Consider the following 17154-nt stretch of genomic DNA (forward strand, 5'->3'; position numbering starts at 1 on the left):
CGCCGCGCATCACGCACCGAGTCTGGCGGCCCGTTCCGCCCTGCGGGCGAAGACGCCGTCCTTCGCGTCCTCCATCTCCCGCAGGGCGGACCTGCGTTCGCGGGCGGAGAGCCGGCTGAGGTAGAGGCGCCCGTGGAGGTGGTCGGTCTCGTGCTGGAGGCAGCGTGCGAAGTAGCCCCGGCCTTCGACGGTGAGGGGGCTGCCGTCGAGGTCGCGGCCGCGTACGACGGCACGGTCGGGCCGGGGGACGGACCGGTGCGGCCCGGGGACGGAGAGGCACCCTTCCGGCTCGTCCGCCAACTCCCGCTCTCCGGCGGGGATTTCATCGAGTACGGGATTGCAGATGTGCCCCACGTGCCGGGTGCCCCACTCGTCGGTGCAGTCCCAGACGAACACCTGCAGATCCACCCCCACCTGGTTGGCGGCGAGCCCGGCGCCCTCCGCGACCTCCTGCGTGGCGAACATGTCGTCGACGAGGCGGGCCAGCTCGGGCGTACCGAACTCGGACTCCGCGACGGCGCGGCAGCGGCGTCCCAGGATCTCCTCGCCGACGACAGTGATGCGTCGCATGGCCATGCTCTGCCCCTCTCCCTGCTTGACCGGATGGCATGCAAAGTAGCAGGCTTTGCAAAGTGAGCAATGAAAAGACTTCGCGTCGCCTGCCGGACCACCCCCTGCGCATCGCCCTGCTCGATCTGCTGGCCGAGGTGGGCACGGTCACCTCCAGCGAGGCGGCCCAACGTCTGGGCGAGAGCTCGGGTCTGTGCTCCTTCCACCTGCGCCAGCTCGCCCGCCACGGCCTCATCGAGGAGGCACCGCACACGGGCGGGAGGGCCCGGCCCTGGCGGTTGCGCTGGGAGTCGGAGGGCGGGGATGCCCTGGCGCCGGAGGCGAAGACCCCGGCAGCCGGGCAGCTGGGCGCCGACGAGGATTTCAGTGCCGTACTCCACCTCACGCCGCGCGAGATGGCAGAACTCGCCTCGTCGCTGAGGGAGTTGCTGGCGGAGTATCGATCACCCCGTAGTCGCCGCGACGGCGCCGTCCCCGTTGCGGCCGTGGTCCGACTGCTGTCGCTCACCGACGCGTGACAGAGCGGCCGCCGCCCGTGGCCCGTGCCCGTCGCCCGGATGGGTAGCCTCGACCCTTATGACCTGGCTTCCTGAAGACTTCGTGCATCCCGTCCATGTGCCCGTACCCGGCACCACGCTTCACCTGCGGCCCATCCGCGAGGCGGACACCACGCTCGACTACCCCGCCGTGATGGGGTCCCGCGAGCGCTTGTGGGAGATCTTTGGACCGGCCTGGTCATGGCCCAGCGAGACGATGACCTATGAAGCGAACCGCGTCGACCTGCGGCGGCACGAGGAGGAGATCGCCGCGCACAAGTCGTTCAACTACGCGCTGCTGAACGAGCAGGAGACGGCACTCCTCGGCTGCGTCTACATCGACCCGCCCGAGCGCGCAGGCTCCGACGGTGAGGTCGCGTGGTGGGTGGTGGACGAGCTCGCCGGCAGCGAGGAGGAGCGCGCGCTGGACGCGCTGGTACCGCAGTGGATCGCCGCCGACTGGCCGTTCAGCCGGCCCCGCCAACTGGGCCGTGAGATCTCCTGGCAGGACTGGCGCGCACTGCCGCGCGCCTCGTGACACGTCCGGACGTCGTCCGGTTCTACCGCGACGCGGCAAAAGCCCCGTCGACGATGAGAGGAACGACGTCGCCGGCGTCTACCTCGGTGGCGACAGCGACATCATCGGCATAGCCGCTGCCGACAAGTTCGCGTCCCGAGGCGCAGTCGGCGACGGCGGCGCCGACGTCCCCCGCGTTGTTCCAAGCCTCGGCGGCCATGGCTGCCTCACGTGAGACCTGGTCCCGGCCGGCCCGGCACAGAGCAGCGATCACAGCTCACGCGCCGAGCAGATCCTCAAGTGCCGGCCGGAGACTGCCGTCGGGCCAGCGCTCACCCGAGGCGATCACCGCAACAGGCCGATCGAGTGTCCCGTATCCCCGATCGGCCAGCCATCGGCCGACAGCGCTCGCGTTCCGCAGCGATCCGGCGAGGACCGCCGATTCCCCCGCCGCCGCGGCGATGGCGGAGCCGTTGGGCGAGGGAAGCACCAATCGGGGTACGAAGGGAGCGCGTCGCAGGGCGGCCGGTGAAAGCGACCAAGGTGACGCCTCGTCGGCCATGCTCCGCCCCACGGCCAGGCCGGACCCCACTCGAACCGCACCCCGTGACCTGCCTGCTCCCATGCTCGAAGAGCATGCCAGTGCGGCGGCTTCTCAGGCATGCCGGGAGAAGAGGCCGACGAACGCTCCGGCGGCTTGAGTCTCCCGTCGGGGGAGACGCCAGGATGTGGGGCATGAACGACGCGACCCTCCATCCGATCGGGGAAGTTGCCCGGCTCACCGGGCTGTCGGTGAAGACGATCCGGTTCTACTCCGATGCGGGGGTGGTGCCGCTCGCCGGCCGCAGCCCCGCCGGCTACCGGCTCTACGACCACGACGCGCTGCTCCGGCTCGACCTGATCCGCACCCTGCGGGAGCTGGGCATGAGCCTCGCCACCATCCGGCGTGTGCTGGACCGCAAGGTCCCGGTGGCGGACGTCGCGGCGGTCCACGCGGAAGCCGTGGATCTCCAGATCCGGACGTTGCGCATGCGGCGCAGTGTTCTGCGGGCCCTGTCCGCCCAGGGTTCCGGTCCCGAGGAGGCCAAACTCGTGCACAAGCTCACCCGGCTCACAGCTGTCGAACGCAGACGTCTGATCGACGACTTCATCGACGCCACCTTTGGCGCGGAGCACGCCCGTCCGGAGTCGGCGGCCATGATGCGCGTGGCCGCCCCCGACCTTCCCGACGACCCCACGCCTGAACAGATCCACGCATGGGTGGAGCTCAACGAACTCATCGGCGACGAAGACTTCCGCGACCGCCTGCGGCAGACGGCCGCGCAGCAGACCGACGAGGCACTGGCGGGCGTTCGTGAGCGGGTGCTCGCAGCGGAGCAAGCGGGCATCGACCCGCTCGGTCCGGATGCCGCTCCGAGGGTCGAGGGCATCGTCCAGTTGTACGCACGGGCGCACCCGGATCTCGCGGACGCCGAGGTGACAGACCGGTTGATGCAGTATCTGGAGGCGGCCGAGGATCCTCGGGTGGAGAGGTACTGGCGACTGGTGTGGGCTGTCAACGGCTGGCAGGTACTGCCCGGTCTGCTTCCCGACGACCTTTCCTGGCTGCTCCGGGCGCTGCGCAAGGAGCGGGGCCAGGGAGTTTCCCCCTAGAGCCAGCCCTGCTGCCGCGCCGAGCGGACCGCCTCCATGCGGTTGCGCGTGCCCGTCTTGCCGATCGCCGAGGAGAGGTAGTTCCGTACGGTCGACTCCGACAGATGGAGCGTGCCCGCGATGTCGGCGACCGTCGCGCCGTCCACCGACGCGTTCAGTACGTCGGTCTCGCGCGCGGTCAGCGGGCTCGGACCCGCGCTCAGTGCGGCCGCCGCCAGAGCCGGGTCGATGACCGTCTCGCCCGCCAGGACCCGGCGGATCGCCGCCGCCAGATCCTCCACCGGGCCGTCCTTGACCAGGAAACCGGCCGCCCCTGCCTCCATCGCGCGCCGCAGATAGCCGGGGCGGCCGAAGGTGGTGAGGATCAGGACCCGGCAGTTCGGGGCCTCGGTGCGCAGGTCCGCGGCGGCGTCCAGGCCGGTGCGGCCCGGCAGTTCGATGTCCAGGAGTGCCACGTCCGGGTTCGAGTGGAGCACCGCGTCGACGATCTTGTCGCCCCGGTCCACCTGCGCGACGACCTCGATGTCCACCTCGAGGCCGAGCAGCAGCGCCAGGGCGCCGCGCATCATGCCCTGGTCCTCGGCGAGGAGTACTCGGATCATGCGCTGTGCTCCATCTCTGCTGCGGTGTCGGTGTCCACCGGCAGTTCGGCCACCAGCCGGAAGCCCTTGCGCGGCCCGGGGCCTGCCGTGAGAGAACCGCCTGCCGCCGCGAGGCGTTCGGTGAGGCCCTTCAGACCGCTGCCCGGTGCGTCCGAGCCTACGCCGCGGCCGTCGTCGGTGATCATCAGGCGCACGCGCTCGGAGTCGCCGTCCACCGTGATCTCGCAGCGGTTCGCCTTCGAGTGCCGGATGGCATTCGTCGCCGCCTCCCGTACGACCCAGCCGAGCAGCGCCGCCGTCTGTGGCTCCAGGGGCGGGCCCGACAGCCGTACGACAGGATCGATGCCCGCGGCGAGCAGCGCCGACTCGGCGCGCTCCAGCTCCTGGGCCAGGCTCGCGTCGCGGTAGCCGGTCACCGCCTCGCGGATCTCGGTGAGCGCCTGGCGGCCCACGGACTCGATGTCGGCGACCTGGGCGAGCGCCGCGTCCATGTCGCGCGGGGCGAGGCGGCGGGCCGCCTCCGACTTCACCACGATCACCGAGAGGGTGTGGCCGAGGAGGTCGTGCAGGTCGCGGGAGAAGCGGAGGCGTTCCTTCTCCACTGCCGTGCGCGCCAACTCCTGGCGTGTGGACCGCAGTTCGCGCACCGTCTCGGAGAGCTCCAGGAGCGCGGCCGTCACCGCACCGGAGATGAAGCTCGCGTACCCGATGGTCCACGGGTCCCAGGGGCTGTCGCCCTCGACCGCGCCGAGCCAGCCCGCCGAGAAGACGATCACCAGCAGCACGGCAACGAGAGGCCTCTTGCGCAGCGTGGTGCCGACGGCCAGGGCGAGGAGGGGGAAGTAGAGGAGCCAGACGCCGCCGTAGCCGATCGCGAGGGCGTACGTGACGGCGGCCATCGCGCCCAGCAGATACAGCTGGGTGCGGCTGGTCCGCTTCTCCTTGACGAAGGCGCGGATCGCGACGGAGATATAGAGGGAGTTGAAGGCGAGGAGGCCGAGCCCGCCGATCCAGGGGTTCGGGGACTTGCCGTTGATCAGGTTGGAGAAGCTGCCCAGGCCGAGGAGCAGCCAGGGGAGGAGGGCATAGCCGTTCGGTGGTCCCGGGTCCTCTTCTTCCTTGCTGAGCTTCTTGCGCCGCCCCGGCCACTTCGGCATGGTCTCTCCCCGTTGCTGCGGTCCCGGCGGAACCGTATGTGATCACCGTACGGAGTCGCGCACCCACTCCGGCAGATGCGCTTGTACGCGGTCCGACAGGACAAATGTCATGGCCGGAGTGTCGGAGAAGTTGGATCTGACGTGGCGTCAGGAGTCTTCACAACCATCGAGGGGTGCGTTATACATAGGGCGCATCGGCTAGAACGCGTTCTAGAACAGGCGCGGAAAGCCGATCCGTATGCGACCTCGGTGCGGCCGACGGTGCGGACGGTCGCACCGAGGTCTTCCAGCCGTAGCAGAGCACGAGCACGTCAAGGAGCCTTGAGTCCATGCCGATTGATGCAGCGAAGGCCGTCGCCGCCGAACCCCGATCGAGCGAGATCAGCTGGGACCACAAGGACGTCCAGCTCTACCACCTCGGCGTCGGCGCGGGCCTCCCCGCCACCGACGCCGACGAACTGCGCTACACGCTCGAATCCCGGCTGCACGTCCTGCCCAGTTTCGCCACCGTCGCCGGCGCCGGAATGGCCCTGGCCGGCGGCCTCTCCGCGCCCGGCGTCGACGTGAACCTCGCCCACGTACTGCACGGCGGCCAGCGCGTCGAGGTCCACCGTCCGCTCCCGGTGAAGGGCGCGGCGACCTCCACCTCCACCGTCCAGGCGGTGTACGACAAGGGCAAGGCGGCCGTCATCGTCCTGCGCTCCGAAGTCGCCGACGAGCAGGGTCCGCTCTGGACCAGCGACTCGCAGATCTTCGTACGCGGCGAAGGCGGATTCGGCGGCGAGCGCGGACCCTCCGCCCGGATCGACCTCCCCGAACGCGAACCCGACCGGACCGTGGAGCGCCCGATCCGTGAGGACCAGGCGCTCCTCTACCGGCTGAGCGGGGACTGGAATCCGCTGCACGCCGACCCCGAGTTCGCCAAGCTGGCGGGCTTCGACCGGCCGATCCTGCACGGGCTCTGCAGTTACGGAATGACGCTCAAGGCCGTCGTGGACACGCTCCTGGGCGGGGACGTCGCCCGCGTCACCTCGTACAGCACGCGCTTCGCCGGGATCGTCTTCCCCGGCGAGACCCTGCGCATCCGGATGTGGCAGACGCCGGGGCGCATCCAGGTCACGGTCGCGGCGGTCGAGCGCGACGAGGCGCCGGTCCTCGCCGACACCATCGTCGAACACTCCTGAACCACGCCTGCCTGAACCACTCCTGAACCGTCCGCACCCTAGAGGGGAGCCGCACCATGCGCGCAGCAGTACTGCACGAGATAGGCCAGGACAAGCTCGAAGTCCTCGACGACGTCGAGGCGGTGGGCTTCGGCCCCGGCAAGGTGAAGATCAGGGTCAGGGCCACGGGCCTGTGCCACTCCGACGTCTCCGCGATGAGTGGCGTGCTCCCGCAGCCCGCCCCCTTCATCCCCGGCCACGAAGGCGCGGGCGAGGTCCTGGACGTCGGCGACGGCGTGACCAACGTCAAGCAGGGCGACAGGGTCCTGATCTGCTGGCTCCCCGCCTGCGGTGTCTGTCCCGCCTGCAAGCGCGGCCAGACCCAGCTCTGTCTGGCCGGCTTCATGAACGCCGGCACCCCCAACTTCAAGCGCCCCGGCGGCGATGTCTTCGGATTCGCGGGGACCGGCACCTTCACCGAGGAGGTCGTCGTCGACGCCGGATGCGCGGTGGCGATCCCCGACGACGTGCCGTTCGAGATCGCGGCCCTCATCGGCTGCGGAGTGACGACCGGGCTCGGCGCCGCGATCAACACCGCTGACGTGCAAGCTGGTTCGTCGGTGGCCGTCATCGGCTGCGGCGGCGTCGGCATCTCCGCGATCCAGGGCGCGCGGCTCAAGGGTGCGGCACAGATCGTCGCCGTCGACCCGGTCGCCTCACGGCGGGAGGCCGCGCTGCGATTCGGCGCCACCGAGGCCGTCGCACCGGACGCGCTGGGCGACGCCAAGCAGCGGATCACCGCGGGCGAGGGCTTCGACTACGTCTTCGAGGTCGTCGGCAAGTCGGTCACCGCGCGCACGGCGTACGAGACGACCCGCCGCGGCGGCACCCTGGTCGTGGTCGGCGCCGGCGCCATGGACGACAACCTCCAGCTCAACATGTTCGAGCTGTTCTTCGACGAGAAGCGGATCCTGCCCTCGATGTACGGCGGCGGGGACGTGCTCCGTTCGTACGAGCGGGCCATCGCCCTGTGGCGGGCAGGCCGCATCGACCTCGAATCCATGATCACCCACCGGGTGCCGCTCGCCGGGATCAACGACGCCCTGGCGCAGATGCGCACGGGCGAGGCGCTGCGCACCTGCATCGAGATCTGATCCGACCAGATCTGACCTGAGGGGAACTCCACGCATGTCTTTGCCACTTGAGGGCCTGTCCGCGATCGTCACGGGGGCGGGGCGAGGCCTCGGGCGCGCGGAAGCGCTCGAACTCGCCCGGCTCGGCGCGTCCGTCGTCGTCAACGACTTCGGACAGCCGGGGCGCGACGGCTCGGGGGAGGCCTCGGCCGCTCCGGCGGAGGAGGTCGCCGCGGAGATCCGTGCGGCGGGCGGGCAGGCGGTCGCGCACCTCGGCGACGTCGCGGACCATGAACAGGCCAGGGCCCTGGTCGAGTTGGCGGTGAGTACGTACGGAAAGCTCGACATCCTGGTCAACAACGCGGGCATCCTCCGCGACCGGATGATCTTCTCCATGAGCGAGGCGGAGTGGGACACGGTGATCCGGGTCCACCTCAAGGGGCACTTCAACACCACCCACTTCGCCTCGGTCCACTGGCGCGAGCGGTCCAAGGCGGCGGGAGCTCCGGTCTACGGCCGGATCGTCAACACCTCATCCGAGGCGTTCCTGGCGGGCTCGGCGGGACAGCCGAACTACGCGGCGGCCAAGGGCGGCATCGTGGGCCTGACGACGTCCTCGGCGCTCGCGCTGGGGAAGTACGGGGTGACGGCGAACGCGATCTGCCCCCGGGCCAGGACCCGTATGACGGAGGACGTCTTCGCAGGCTTCGCGGAGCCGGGGGCGGGGGAGCTGGACGCGCTCGCGCCCGAGCATGTGTCCCCGCTGGTGGGGTACTTGGCCTCGCCGGCGGCCGCGAAGGTGAACGGCCAGCTGCTCGTGGTGCACGGCGGGATGGTGGCGATCGTGGACCGGCCGAAGGTCGCGGCCAAGTTCGACACGGGCAAGGAGGCGTTCACGTACGAGGAGCTGGACGGTGTGCTGTCCCCTTATTACGAGGGGCGCCCGGCGAACGAGACGTTCGCGGCGTCGGAGGTTCTCGGCCTGAAGCGGGGCTGAGGGGCGAGACCGGGAGTGCAGGGGGCGAAGCCCCCTGCACTTCGGCGCCCGGGGAAGGTCAGGACTGCCCCGACGGGCCCCGCTGCTCCAGGCGCCGGTGCCGGCCGTGTGCCTCCGTGGAGGACGCCTCCGTCAGCGCCGCGCCCCCTCGATGCTTGCCGTAGCCGTCGGTTTCGCCCCGGTCGGTAGCGGTGGCGGCCGTGTCGGTTCGGGTTTCGGACATGATGACGAATCACCCCGTGTGATCGCTTACGTATGCGTGCAAGGCCGAGAGTCTAGTCAGCCCCCAACCGCCCCATGAGAGGCGCCTGCTGCAGTGGGACAGGCTTGCACACAGCAGGAGTCTCCGAAGCGGCAGACGGTTCCTCACCTGCGGCTTCCGTATGTGAGGGTTCGGTGACCATCGCATTCAGGTCGTCCTCGGGAGGCTCTACGGCGACTACCCCGCAATCCACCTCGGCATGCGCGTACGGCAGCCGCAGAATCCCCTCCCGCGTCCACAGCCCCGCCCCCGCCAACCACCCCACCGGCGCTGCCAGTTGATGCAGCCGCCGCCCCGCGGGCCGCCACACCCCCACCCAGCTCGCGCCCCCCGCGGCCCCGTCGATCCGCAGCGCCACCGCACAGCTCTCCGGCATCAGCACCTGCCCCGGCTGGACGGCGAAAGGCGTCACGGCCGCGTCCTCGACGCGCAGGCACTCCGGGAAGCGCACCGGCCGCGCCGACCCGAGCACGCCCCACCCGAGCCGGTCCTCGCCAGGCGCGTCCGACCGTACGAGCAGCAGGCCGCTGTCCGGCTCGGCCAGCAGCAGCCGGTCGTTGCTGTCCTCCGTGATCTGCAGCAGGGGGGAGACCTCGCCGCCCCGTTCCAGATCGACCGCCACCGCCTTCGTCACCCCGTCCAGCTCCCGGTCCAGCGCGAGCATGCGCCCCTCCCGGTCCAGCCAGACGCCGCCCGAGCAGCGCCCCTCGACCTGCGCGACGTGCTCGGGCCCGAAGGCCCCGCCCGCGACCAGCCAGATCGCCGTCGAATCTTCACCGGCGGCCAGCGCGTACGCGAGTTCACCGCCCGGCGCGGGCGGCAGCAGCGTCAGATCCGCGCACTCCACCGCCCCCAGCGGCAGTTCGCCGGTCCCGGGACCGGTCGGGTACAGCAGCGAGAGGGCATGACGCCCCTCCATGAACCGGCGGATCAGCACCCGTCCGTCGGCCAGCGGCAGCACATCGGCGCCCGGGTCCTCGGGCTGGGCGCCCGGCAGCTGGACGACGTACGGCTCGGGCCCGTCCAGCGTCCAGCGCTCAGGACACCACGCCTCCGCACCCGCACCGCCCGCTCCGTCCCTGCGTGCCAGCCGCGCCGCATAGGACCCGTCAGCCGCGATCGTGAGACCTGTTCCTTCAGCGGTCTCGATGGCCAAGGCCGTCATCGTGTCGGTCACCTCCGGCCACGAAGCTAGTTTTCGTACGGCCGGGCGAACGGCACGAGTCGCACGACTTCACACATAAGGGTGGCCGTCATCCGATTCTCCTGAGGGGGAGGGGGCGGGTGTGCTGTGCACGGAAACGGCCGCTAAGGTAAGGCGAACCTAAGAAGTCGCTGTCAGGAGCCTGTGATGTCCCTACGCCGCCGCGGAACCGCTGCTGCCGCCCTCGCCGTCGTCGGAGCGATCTCCCTCGCCGCCTGCTCGAGCGGCGACGACAGCGCAGGCTCCGGCAGCAAGGGAGGCTCCGACAAGAAGTCCGTCGCCCAGGGCGGCAAGGACTTCGGCGACGCGGCGGCCAAGACCGCGGCGCTCGGCACGGACGCCAAGGCCGGCCAGTTCCCGCGGACCATCACCCAGGCCATGGGTAAAACCGAGCTGAAGGCACAGCCCAAGCGGGTCGTGGTCCTGGACGTCGGCGAGTTCGACAATGTCGTCTCGCTCGGCATCAAGCCGGTCGGCTACGCCCCCACCGAGGGCAGCGTGGGCATCCCCAGCTACCTCAAGGCGGACGCGGGGAGCCCCAAGAACGTCGGCACGATCAACAACCTCAACCTCGAGGCGATCGCGAACCTCCACCCCGACCTGATCCTCGGCAGCCAGCTGCGCGCAGCGGACAAGTACGACGAGCTCTCCAAGATCGCGCCGACCGTGTTCTCCATCCGTCCGGGCTTCACCTGGAAGGAGAACTACCTCCTGAACGCGGCCGCGCTCGACAAGACCGCGGAGGCGAAGACGAACCTGGCGGCGTACGAGACGAAGGCCAGGAAGCTCGGCACGGACGTCGGCCCGAACAAGCCGACCGTCTCGATGGTCCGCTACCTGCCGGACAAGATCCGCCTGTACGCCCAGGCCTCCTTCATCGGCACGATCCTCAAGGACTCGGGCATCCCGCGCCCCGAGAACCAGCAGATCGAAGACCTCGCGGTCGAGGTCAGCCCCGAGAAGATCGACTCCGCGGACGCCGACTGGATCTTCACGGGCGTCTACGGTCCGCCGAAGGCCACCAAGCGCGACACCACCCAGTCCAACCCGCTGTGGAAGAACCTCAAGGCGGTCAAGGCCGGCCAGGCCAAGGACGTACCCGACGAGACCTGGTACCTGGGCCTCGGCGTGACGGCGGCCGACAAGGTCCTCGACGACCTGCACGGCTTCCTGGTCAAGTAGACGCGACCGGCAGGCGGGGCACGGAGCGCGGGTAACCTGTACTCCGTGCCCCGTCTGTCTGAAGTCCTCTCCGCGCTCGACGCCCTGTGGCCCCCCGAGCGGGCCGAATCCTGGGACGCCGTCGGCACGGTCTGCGGGGACCCGGACGCGGAGATCACCACGGTCCTCTTCGCCGTCGACCCCGTCCAGGAGATCGCCGACGAGGCCGGCAAACTCGGCGCCCAGCTGATCGTCACCCACCACCCGCTGTATCTGCGCGGTACGACGACGGTCGCGGCCTCCACCTTCAAGGGCCGCGTCGTGCACACCCTGATCAAGCAGGACATCGCCCTGCACGTGGCCCACACCAACGCGGACGGCGCCGACCCGGGCGTCTCCGACGCCCTCGCGGGCGCGCTCGGCCTCCGGGTCGTACGCCCCCTGGTGCCGGACCCCACCGACCCGTCGGGCCGTCGCGGCCTCGGCCGGATCTGTGAGCTCGACCACCCCCTCCCGCTGCGGGACTTCGCCGCACAGGCCGCCGCACGGCTGCCCGCCACCGCGCAGGGCATCCGCGTCGCGGGCGACCCGGAGGCCCTCATCCGTCACATCGCGGTGTCCGGCGGATCGGGCGACAGCCTCTTCGAGCAGGTACGTTCCGCCGGAGTCGACGCCTTCCTGACCGCGGACCTGCGCCACCACCCGGTGTCCGAGGCCCGCGAGCATTCCCCGCTCGCGCTGATCGACGCCGCGCACTGGGCCACCGAGTGGCCCTGGTGCGAACAGGCCGCCGCGCAGCTCGACGAGATTTCCGACCGGAACGGATGGGGTCTGCGCACCCACGTCTCCCGTACGGTCACAGACCCCTGGACAGTCCACCTCTCTTCTTCTGGAGCCCCCAACTGAACGCCGCGCTCGCCGACCAGATCCGCCTCCTCGACGTCCAGGCCCTCGATGTACGCCTGTCGCAGCTCGCGCACAAGCGCTCGTCGCTGCCCGAGCACGCCGAGATCGAATCCCTGACCAAGGACCTCACCCAGCTGCGCGACCTGCTGGTCGCCGTACAGACGGAGGAGTCCGACACCGCACGCGAGCAGACCAAGGCCGAGCAGGACGTCGACCAGGTCCGCCAGCGCGCCGTACGCGACCAGCAGCGCCTCGACTCGGGTGCGGTCACGTCGCCCAAGGACCTGGAGCACCTCCAGCGCGAGATCGTCTCCCTCGCCAAGCGCCAGGGCGACCTCGAGGACGTCGTCCTGGAGGTCATGGAGCGCCGCGAGTCCGCGCAGGAGCGGGCGAGCGAGCTCACCGAGCGCGTCTCGGCCGTCGAGGCCAAGACCGCCGACGCCACGTCGCGCCGTGACGCCGCGACCTCGGTTCTCGACGCGGACATCGCGACGGCGACCAAGGAGCGCTCGGTCGTGGCCGAGTCGATCCCGGCCGACCTGCTGAAGCTCTACGACAGGCTGCGCGAGAAGCAGGGCGGCATCGGCGCCGCGCGCCTCCACCAGCGCCGCTGCGAGGGCTGCCGCCTGGAGCTCGACATCACCGAGGTCAACGAGATCAAGGCCTCGTCGCCCGACACGGTGGTGCGCTGCGAGAACTGCAGCCGCATCCTGGTCCGTACGGCCGACTCGGGGATCTGATGCGGCAGTTCGTCGTCGAGGCGGACGGCGGCTCCCGGGGCAACCCGGGCCCCGCCGGCTACGGCGCGGTGGTGCTCGACCCGGTGACGGGCGAGCCCCTCGCGGAGGCCGCCGAGTACATCGGGATCGCCACCAACAACGTGGCCGAGTACAAGGGCCTGATCGCGGGCCTGAAGTCGGCCCGCGCGCTGGACCCCGAGGCGAAGGTCCGGGTCCGCATGGACTCGAAGCTGGTCGTCGAGCAGATGTCGGGCCGCTGGAAGATCAAGCACCCGGACATGAAGCCGCTGGCGGCCGAGGCGGCGACGATCCTGCCGCGCGCGCAGGTGACGTACGAGTGGATCCCGCGCGAGAAGAACAAGCACGCGGACCGCCTGGCGAACGAGGCGATGGACGCGGGCAAGAAGGGCAAGCAGTGGGAGCCTTCGGCCTCCATGGCAGCCCTGGACGTGCCTGCCGCGGGCCCGGTGGGCGACCACGCGGCGGGCGCGGCGAAGGCAAGGGCGGCGATGTCCGGGTCCGGCCGTACGGCCGCGGATGCCCCGTCCGCCCCGCCGGTGGGCTGGGCGGCCCCGGCCGACCTGGGCGCTCCCGCGACCTTCGTCCTGCTGCGCCACGGCGAGACGGCGCTCACCCCCGAGAAGCGTTTCTCCGGCAGCGGGGGCAGCGACCCGATGCTGTCGGCGGCGGGCCGCGCCCAGGCGGAAAAGGCGGCGACGTCCTTCTCCGCACGCGGCACGATCCAAGCGGTGGTCACGTCACCCCTCCTCCGCTGCCGCGAGACGGCGGATGTGGTGGCGGCGGCGCTCGGCCTGCCCGTGACGGTCGAAGAGGGCCTGCGCGAGACGGACTTCGGGGCCTGGGAGGGTCTGACGTTCGGCGAGGTACGGGAGCGGTACGCCGACGACCTGGACGCCTGGCTGACCTCCCCGAAGGCGACCCCGACGGGCGGCGGCGAGAGCTTCGCAACGGTGGCGAGGCGGGTCTCGACGACCCGCGACAAGCTGATCGAGCGCTACCGGGGCAAGACGGTCCTGCTGGTGACACACGTGACACCGATCAAGACGCTGGTCCGCCTGGCACTCGGGGCTCCGCCGGAGTCGCTGTTCAGGATGGAACTGTCGGCGGCGTCGGTGTCGGCGGTGGCGTACTACGCGGACGGCAACGCGTCGCTGCGCCTACTGAACGACACGTCACACCTGAGGACGCCCTGAGCGGGACTTCTCCCGGGGCGCTGCCCCGGACCTGCACCTGTGAGCCGAGCTCAGCAAATTCAAGCCCCTCCCGGACCTGCATCCTGCGAGCCGGGATCAGCAAAAACAAGCCCGTCCGGCGATTGAGGACGAGCGGCCGGAGGCCGCGATCGGGGGTGCCGGGGGCGTAGCCCCTGCGAAGGCGGGGGCCGGGGTGCAACCCCGCCCGTGGCGGAGCCGCGCAATGTCACAGCGGGAAGGGGCGGGGTGGGGGAGAGCCCCCGCTCAGCCCACCCGCAGCGCAGCCGCCTCCCGGGCCAACGACTCCACGCGCCCCCAGTCCCGCGCAGCGATCGCATCCGCAGGAAGCATCCAAGTCCCGCCCACACACCCCACGTTGGGCAACGCCAGATAGGACGGCGCGGACGGCAGTCCGACACCCCCCGTAGGACAGAACCGCGCCTGCGGCAACGGCCCGCCCAGCGACTTCAGATACGGCACCCCGCCCGCGGCCTCCGCCGGAAAGAACTTCATCTCGGTCACGCCGCGCTCCAGAAGCGCGACGACCTCCGAAGTGGTCGACACCCCCGGCAGGAACGGCACCCCGGCCCCCCGCATCGCGCTCAGCAGCGCATCGGTCCACCCCGGGCTCACCAGGAACCGCGCCCCGGCGCCCACCGCGGCCTCGACGTTCGCAGGAGATATCACGGTGCCGGCGCCGACCACCGCGTCCGGAACCTCAGCCGCGATGGCCCGTATCGCATCCAGCGCCGCGTCCGTCCGCAGCGTGACCTCGATCGCGGGCAGCCCGCCCGCGACCAGCGCCCGCGCCAGCGGCACGGCATCGGCGGCGTCGTCGATCACGACAACAGGAACAACGGGCGCGAGGTCCAGCACGGAAGTCATGCGGCCATCCTGCCTGGCCCCACACGACATGCGCAACGAGCGTTGCACCCTCCGCAACGCACCCTCAGTGGATCTGATCCACCAGCACATCCAGCGACCAGGCCTGCCCGCCCCCGGACGGAGGCGCCACCTCCACCACGTACCCCAACTCCCGCCACACCTCGACCAGTTCACCGGGCCCACGAGGAGCCGCCCCGGCCACCAGCAGGTCCCGTACGATCCGCCCCTTCGTGGCCTTGTTGAAGTGGCTGACCACCTTCCGGGTCGGCGCGTGCAGCACCCGCACCGAAGCGGTCCGCCCGGCGACTTCCCCCTTCGGCTTCCACGCGGCCGCATAAGCCCCCGACCGCAGATCGAGCACAAGCCCACTTCCCGCGGCCTCCGGCATGACCTCCGCCATCGGCCCCCGCCAGTGCGCACCCAGAGCCCCGAGCCCCGGCAGCTTCACGCCCATGGAGCACCGGTACGAGGGAATGCGGTCCCCCACCCGCACCGCGCCCCACAGCCCGGACGAGATCAGCAGCGCCTTCCCGGCCCGCCGCTTGGCCGCCGCGTCCAGCGATCCGAGATCCAGTGCGTCGTACAGCACGCCGGTGTAGATCTGCCCCGCGGGCCGCGCCCCCGCGGTCCTCAGCTCCAGGTTCTTCGCGACCTCGCCGCGCAGCCCCTCGCTCAGCCCGAGCACCTCGCGCGCCTTCTCCTCGTCGGCCGCGCAGAGCTCGACGAGCTCGTCCACCACGGCGGCGCGGGCCTCGTTCAGCCCCGGCAGCGACAGCGACTCCAGTTTCAGGGGCGCACCGGACCCACTCGCGGCCTTACCCTCCGACGGCGGCAAGAGCACCAGCACGACAACTCTCCTCAGCGACGTACGACAACGACTACGACAACGACTACGACTGCAACGGCCAGCGTAAAGGTGCCGGTGCCCCCCACCCGCAATACGCTCGCCCCATGCCCAGCCGCCACATGTACATGACCGGCGAAGCCGAAGCTCCGCTGCGCGCCGCCCTGTGCGGACTGCGCACCACACTCGAGCTCCCCGACGCCTTCCCGCCCGAGGTGCTCGCCGAGGCCGAACAGGCCGCCAAGTCCCCGCGTCTGCCCGCCCGCGACGCGACGGACATCCCCTTCTTCACGGTCGACCCGCCGACCTCCCGAGACCTCGACCAGGCGATGCACCTCGCCCGCACGCCCACCGGCTACCGCGTCCACTACGCGATCGCCGACGTGGCCGCCTTCGTCACCCCCGGCGGCGCGCTCGACACCGAGGCCCACCGCCGCGTGACGACGCTCTACTTCCCGGACACGAAGGTCCCCCTCCACCCGACGCTGCTCTCCGAGGGCGCGGCGAGCCTCCTGCCCGACCAGACGGCCCCGGCCCTCCTCTGGCGGATCGACCTGGACAAGGACGGCGCCACCACGGCGGCCCACGTCGAGCGGGCTCTCGTACGCAGCCGCTCGAAGCTGGACTACGAGACGGTCCAGCACCGGATCGACGACGGCACCGCCGAGACCCCCGTGGCCCTCCTCGCCGACATCGGCCGCCTCCGCGAGGCCCAGGAGGTCGCCCGCGGCGGCATCTCCCTCAACGTTCCCGAGCAGGAGATCACCGAGCACGCGGGCGCCTACGACCTCGGCTACCGCACCCCGCTCCCCGCCGACGGCTGGAACGCCCAGATCTCCCTCCTCACCGGCATGGCGGCCGCCGACCTGATGCTCGCCGCGGGCACCGGCATCCTGCGTACGCTTCCCACGGCCCCCGACGGAGCGGTCTCGCGCCTGCGCAGGTCGGCCAAAGCCCTGCGCATCGACTGGCCGCACCACGTCCCGTACGCGCAGCTCATCCGCACCCTGGACCCGTCCGAACCGCGCCACGCGGCCTTCCTCCAGGAGTGCACGAGCCTCCTGCGAGGCGCCGGCTACACGCTCTTCACGGACGGCGAGCGCCCCGACCCGGCGACGCACGCGGCCGTGGCCGCCCCCTATGCCCACTGCACGGCACCGCTCCGCCGCCTGGTCGACCGTTACGCGGGCGAGCTGTGCCTGGCGGCGGTGGCGAACGAGACCCCACCGGATTGGGTGACGGCGGCCCTTCCCGCCCTCCCCCAGGAGATGGCCGACGGAACTCGCCGCGCCAACTCCGTGGAGCGCGAGTGCGTCGACCTCGTCGAGGCGGCCCTGCTCAAGGACCGGGTGGGCGAGACGTTCGACGCGTACGTGGTGGACCTGAAGGAGAAGGACCCGTCGTCCGGCACGGTCCACCTGGAGGACCCGGCGGTGGTGGCGCGCATCGAGGGCGGCACGTCGAAGCTCCCGCTGGGGGAGCGGCTTCGGGTGCGCCTCACCCAGGCCGACCCGGGGACCTCCAAGGTGCAGTTCGCTCCGGCGTGACGGTGACCGGACGGCCGCAACTCCCCGCAGAAACGGTTGTCTGTGCCACGATCGAGGGAACAG

At 71.0% G+C, this 17154-nt stretch carries 20 protein-coding genes; 11 read left to right on the forward strand and 9 right to left on the reverse strand.

Annotated elements, in window-relative coordinates:
• Positions 1 to 9 precede the first annotated feature (9 nt).
• Positions 10 to 576, reverse strand: coding sequence for a peptide deformylase (gene def / locus AB0H78_RS27245; RefSeq protein WP_363237241.1), 567 nt, complete (start codon positions 574 to 576; stop codon positions 10 to 12).
• 32 nt (positions 577 to 608) lie between these two features.
• Between def and AB0H78_RS27250 the strand changes: the two genes are divergently transcribed.
• Both AB0H78_RS27250 and AB0H78_RS27255 read left to right on the forward strand, forming a co-directional pair.
• Positions 609 to 1088 (forward strand): helix-turn-helix domain-containing protein, encoded by a 480-nt coding sequence (locus AB0H78_RS27250; RefSeq protein WP_363237242.1) that lies wholly within the window; start codon positions 609 to 611, stop codon positions 1086 to 1088.
• A gap of 58 nt (positions 1089 to 1146) precedes the next feature.
• The gene (locus AB0H78_RS27255) at positions 1147 to 1644 is read left to right on the forward strand and encodes an N-acetyltransferase (RefSeq protein ID WP_363237243.1); all 498 of its coding nucleotides are present in this window, start codon (positions 1147 to 1149) and stop codon (positions 1642 to 1644) included.
• A 22-nt stretch (positions 1645 to 1666) separates the two neighbouring features.
• Here AB0H78_RS27255 and AB0H78_RS27260 read toward each other — a convergent pair whose 3' ends face one another.
• Together AB0H78_RS27260 and AB0H78_RS27265 are read right to left on the reverse strand one after the other, a co-directional pair.
• Entirely contained in the window at positions 1667 to 1843 is a 177-nt protein-coding gene (locus AB0H78_RS27260; protein ID WP_363237244.1) for a hypothetical protein, read from the reverse strand.
• 57 nt (positions 1844 to 1900) lie between these two features.
• Positions 1901 to 2185: a hypothetical protein gene (locus AB0H78_RS27265; protein ID WP_363237245.1), complete on the reverse strand. Its 285-nt coding sequence runs from the start codon at positions 2183 to 2185 to the stop codon at positions 1901 to 1903.
• Positions 2186 to 2358: 173 nt separating this feature from the next.
• On the opposite strand from AB0H78_RS27265, the gene AB0H78_RS27270 reads away from it, so the two are divergent.
• On the forward strand, positions 2359 to 3276 hold the full coding sequence (locus AB0H78_RS27270; protein WP_363237246.1) for a MerR family transcriptional regulator: 918 nt from the start codon (positions 2359 to 2361) through the stop codon (positions 3274 to 3276).
• Here the strand turns inward: AB0H78_RS27270 and AB0H78_RS27275 are convergent.
• Positions 3273 to 3878 carry a response regulator transcription factor gene (locus AB0H78_RS27275; RefSeq protein ID WP_363237247.1) on the reverse strand — a complete coding sequence of 202 codons (606 nt, stop codon included), beginning with the start codon at positions 3876 to 3878 and terminating at the stop codon, positions 3273 to 3275. The two genes, AB0H78_RS27270 and AB0H78_RS27275, sit on opposite strands and share 4 nt — an antisense overlap.
• Positions 3875 to 5035, reverse strand: coding sequence for a sensor histidine kinase (locus AB0H78_RS27280; protein WP_363237248.1), 1161 nt, complete (start codon positions 5033 to 5035; stop codon positions 3875 to 3877). The genes AB0H78_RS27275 and AB0H78_RS27280 overlap by 4 nt, the downstream gene beginning before the upstream one ends.
• A gap of 329 nt (positions 5036 to 5364) precedes the next feature.
• Here AB0H78_RS27280 and AB0H78_RS27285 point away from each other — a divergent pair, with 329 nt between their 5' ends.
• Genes AB0H78_RS27285 through AB0H78_RS27295 form a run of 3 tightly spaced genes read left to right on the forward strand, consistent with a single transcriptional unit; the run spans position 5365 to position 8328 of the window.
• Positions 5365 to 6219, forward strand: a complete 855-nt coding sequence (locus AB0H78_RS27285; protein WP_363237249.1) for a MaoC/PaaZ C-terminal domain-containing protein — start codon at positions 5365 to 5367, stop codon at positions 6217 to 6219.
• A gap of 56 nt (positions 6220 to 6275) precedes the next feature.
• On the forward strand, positions 6276 to 7352 hold the full coding sequence (locus AB0H78_RS27290; RefSeq protein WP_363237250.1) for a Zn-dependent alcohol dehydrogenase: 1077 nt from the start codon (positions 6276 to 6278) through the stop codon (positions 7350 to 7352).
• Positions 7353 to 7386: 34 nt separating this feature from the next.
• Entirely contained in the window at positions 7387 to 8328 is a 942-nt protein-coding gene (locus AB0H78_RS27295; protein WP_363237251.1) for a 3-oxoacyl-ACP reductase, read from the forward strand.
• Between the two features lie 58 nt (positions 8329 to 8386).
• Here AB0H78_RS27295 and AB0H78_RS27300 read toward each other — a convergent pair whose 3' ends face one another.
• Positions 8387 to 8551, reverse strand: coding sequence for a hypothetical protein (locus tag AB0H78_RS27300; RefSeq protein ID WP_363237252.1), 165 nt, complete (start codon positions 8549 to 8551; stop codon positions 8387 to 8389).
• Between the two features lie 52 nt (positions 8552 to 8603).
• Positions 8604 to 9755: a hypothetical protein gene (locus AB0H78_RS27305; RefSeq protein WP_363237253.1), complete on the reverse strand. Its 1152-nt coding sequence runs from the start codon at positions 9753 to 9755 to the stop codon at positions 8604 to 8606.
• 186 nt (positions 9756 to 9941) lie between these two features.
• On the opposite strand from AB0H78_RS27305, the gene AB0H78_RS27310 reads away from it, so the two are divergent.
• Genes AB0H78_RS27310 through AB0H78_RS27325 form a run of 4 tightly spaced genes read left to right on the forward strand, consistent with a single transcriptional unit; the run spans position 9942 to position 13815 of the window.
• A complete protein-coding gene (locus AB0H78_RS27310) occupies positions 9942 to 10976 on the forward strand; it encodes an iron-siderophore ABC transporter substrate-binding protein (protein ID WP_363237254.1) in 1035 nt (344 codons plus the stop codon).
• Positions 10977 to 11021: 45 nt separating this feature from the next.
• Positions 11022 to 11861 carry a Nif3-like dinuclear metal center hexameric protein gene (locus AB0H78_RS27315; protein ID WP_363237255.1) on the forward strand — a complete coding sequence of 280 codons (840 nt, stop codon included), beginning with the start codon at positions 11022 to 11024 and terminating at the stop codon, positions 11859 to 11861.
• Entirely contained in the window at positions 11858 to 12601 is a 744-nt protein-coding gene (locus AB0H78_RS27320) for a C4-type zinc ribbon domain-containing protein (protein ID WP_363237414.1), read from the forward strand. The genes AB0H78_RS27315 and AB0H78_RS27320 overlap by 4 nt, the downstream gene beginning before the upstream one ends.
• Complete coding sequence (locus AB0H78_RS27325) at positions 12601 to 13815, forward strand: bifunctional RNase H/acid phosphatase (protein ID WP_363237256.1); 1215 nt, start codon at positions 12601 to 12603, stop codon at positions 13813 to 13815. Before AB0H78_RS27320 ends, AB0H78_RS27325 begins: the two co-directional genes overlap by 1 nt.
• 264 nt (positions 13816 to 14079) lie before the next feature.
• On the opposite strand, the gene eda is transcribed toward AB0H78_RS27325, so the two are convergent.
• Both eda and yaaA read right to left on the reverse strand, forming a co-directional pair.
• Positions 14080 to 14700: a bifunctional 4-hydroxy-2-oxoglutarate aldolase/2-dehydro-3-deoxy-phosphogluconate aldolase gene (gene eda / locus AB0H78_RS27330; protein ID WP_363237257.1), complete on the reverse strand. Its 621-nt coding sequence runs from the start codon at positions 14698 to 14700 to the stop codon at positions 14080 to 14082.
• 64 nt (positions 14701 to 14764) lie between these two features.
• Positions 14765 to 15547 carry a peroxide stress protein YaaA gene (gene yaaA / locus AB0H78_RS27335; protein WP_363237258.1) on the reverse strand — a complete coding sequence of 261 codons (783 nt, stop codon included), beginning with the start codon at positions 15545 to 15547 and terminating at the stop codon, positions 14765 to 14767.
• Between the two features lie 104 nt (positions 15548 to 15651).
• On the opposite strand from yaaA, the gene AB0H78_RS27340 reads away from it, so the two are divergent.
• Entirely contained in the window at positions 15652 to 17091 is a 1440-nt protein-coding gene (locus AB0H78_RS27340) for an RNB domain-containing ribonuclease (RefSeq protein WP_363237259.1), read from the forward strand.
• Positions 17092 to 17154: the final 63 nt, after the last annotated feature.

Source organism: Streptomyces sp. NPDC050738, from assembly GCF_040654175.1.
GTDB lineage: Bacteria > Actinomycetota > Actinomycetes > Streptomycetales > Streptomycetaceae > Streptomyces.

What these genes read in the sequence shown, in the direction of transcription:
- AB0H78_RS27280 (WP_363237248.1), bottom strand. Translation starts at nt 5,035, where the DNA reads ATGCCGAAGTGGCCGGGGCGGCGCAAGAAGCTCAGCAAGGAAGAAGAG.
- eda (WP_363237257.1), bottom strand. Translation starts at nt 14,700, where the DNA reads ATGACTTCCGTGCTGGACCTCGCGCCCGTTGTTCCTGTTGTCGTGATC.
- AB0H78_RS27250 (WP_363237242.1), top strand. Translation starts at nt 609, where the DNA reads ATGCAAAGTAGCAGGCTTTGCAAAGTGAGCAATGAAAAGACTTCGCGT.
- AB0H78_RS27255 (WP_363237243.1), top strand. Translation starts at nt 1,147, where the DNA reads ATGACCTGGCTTCCTGAAGACTTCGTGCATCCCGTCCATGTGCCCGTA.
- AB0H78_RS27265 (WP_363237245.1), bottom strand. Translation starts at nt 2,185, where the DNA reads ATGGCCGACGAGGCGTCACCTTGGTCGCTTTCACCGGCCGCCCTGCGA.
- AB0H78_RS27295 (WP_363237251.1), top strand. Translation starts at nt 7,387, where the DNA reads ATGTCTTTGCCACTTGAGGGCCTGTCCGCGATCGTCACGGGGGCGGGG.
- AB0H78_RS27325 (WP_363237256.1), top strand. Translation starts at nt 12,601, where the DNA reads ATGCGGCAGTTCGTCGTCGAGGCGGACGGCGGCTCCCGGGGCAACCCG.
- AB0H78_RS27285 (WP_363237249.1), top strand. Translation starts at nt 5,365, where the DNA reads ATGCCGATTGATGCAGCGAAGGCCGTCGCCGCCGAACCCCGATCGAGC.
- AB0H78_RS27260 (WP_363237244.1), bottom strand. Translation starts at nt 1,843, where the DNA reads ATGGCCGCCGAGGCTTGGAACAACGCGGGGGACGTCGGCGCCGCCGTC.
- AB0H78_RS27290 (WP_363237250.1), top strand. Translation starts at nt 6,276, where the DNA reads ATGCGCGCAGCAGTACTGCACGAGATAGGCCAGGACAAGCTCGAAGTC.
- AB0H78_RS27270 (WP_363237246.1), top strand. Translation starts at nt 2,359, where the DNA reads ATGAACGACGCGACCCTCCATCCGATCGGGGAAGTTGCCCGGCTCACC.
- AB0H78_RS27305 (WP_363237253.1), bottom strand. Translation starts at nt 9,755, where the DNA reads ATGACGGCCTTGGCCATCGAGACCGCTGAAGGAACAGGTCTCACGATC.
- AB0H78_RS27300 (WP_363237252.1), bottom strand. Translation starts at nt 8,551, where the DNA reads ATGTCCGAAACCCGAACCGACACGGCCGCCACCGCTACCGACCGGGGC.
- def (WP_363237241.1), bottom strand. Translation starts at nt 576, where the DNA reads ATGGCCATGCGACGCATCACTGTCGTCGGCGAGGAGATCCTGGGACGC.
- AB0H78_RS27275 (WP_363237247.1), bottom strand. Translation starts at nt 3,878, where the DNA reads ATGATCCGAGTACTCCTCGCCGAGGACCAGGGCATGATGCGCGGCGCC.
- AB0H78_RS27310 (WP_363237254.1), top strand. Translation starts at nt 9,942, where the DNA reads ATGTCCCTACGCCGCCGCGGAACCGCTGCTGCCGCCCTCGCCGTCGTC.
- AB0H78_RS27340 (WP_363237259.1), top strand. Translation starts at nt 15,652, where the DNA reads ATGCCCAGCCGCCACATGTACATGACCGGCGAAGCCGAAGCTCCGCTG.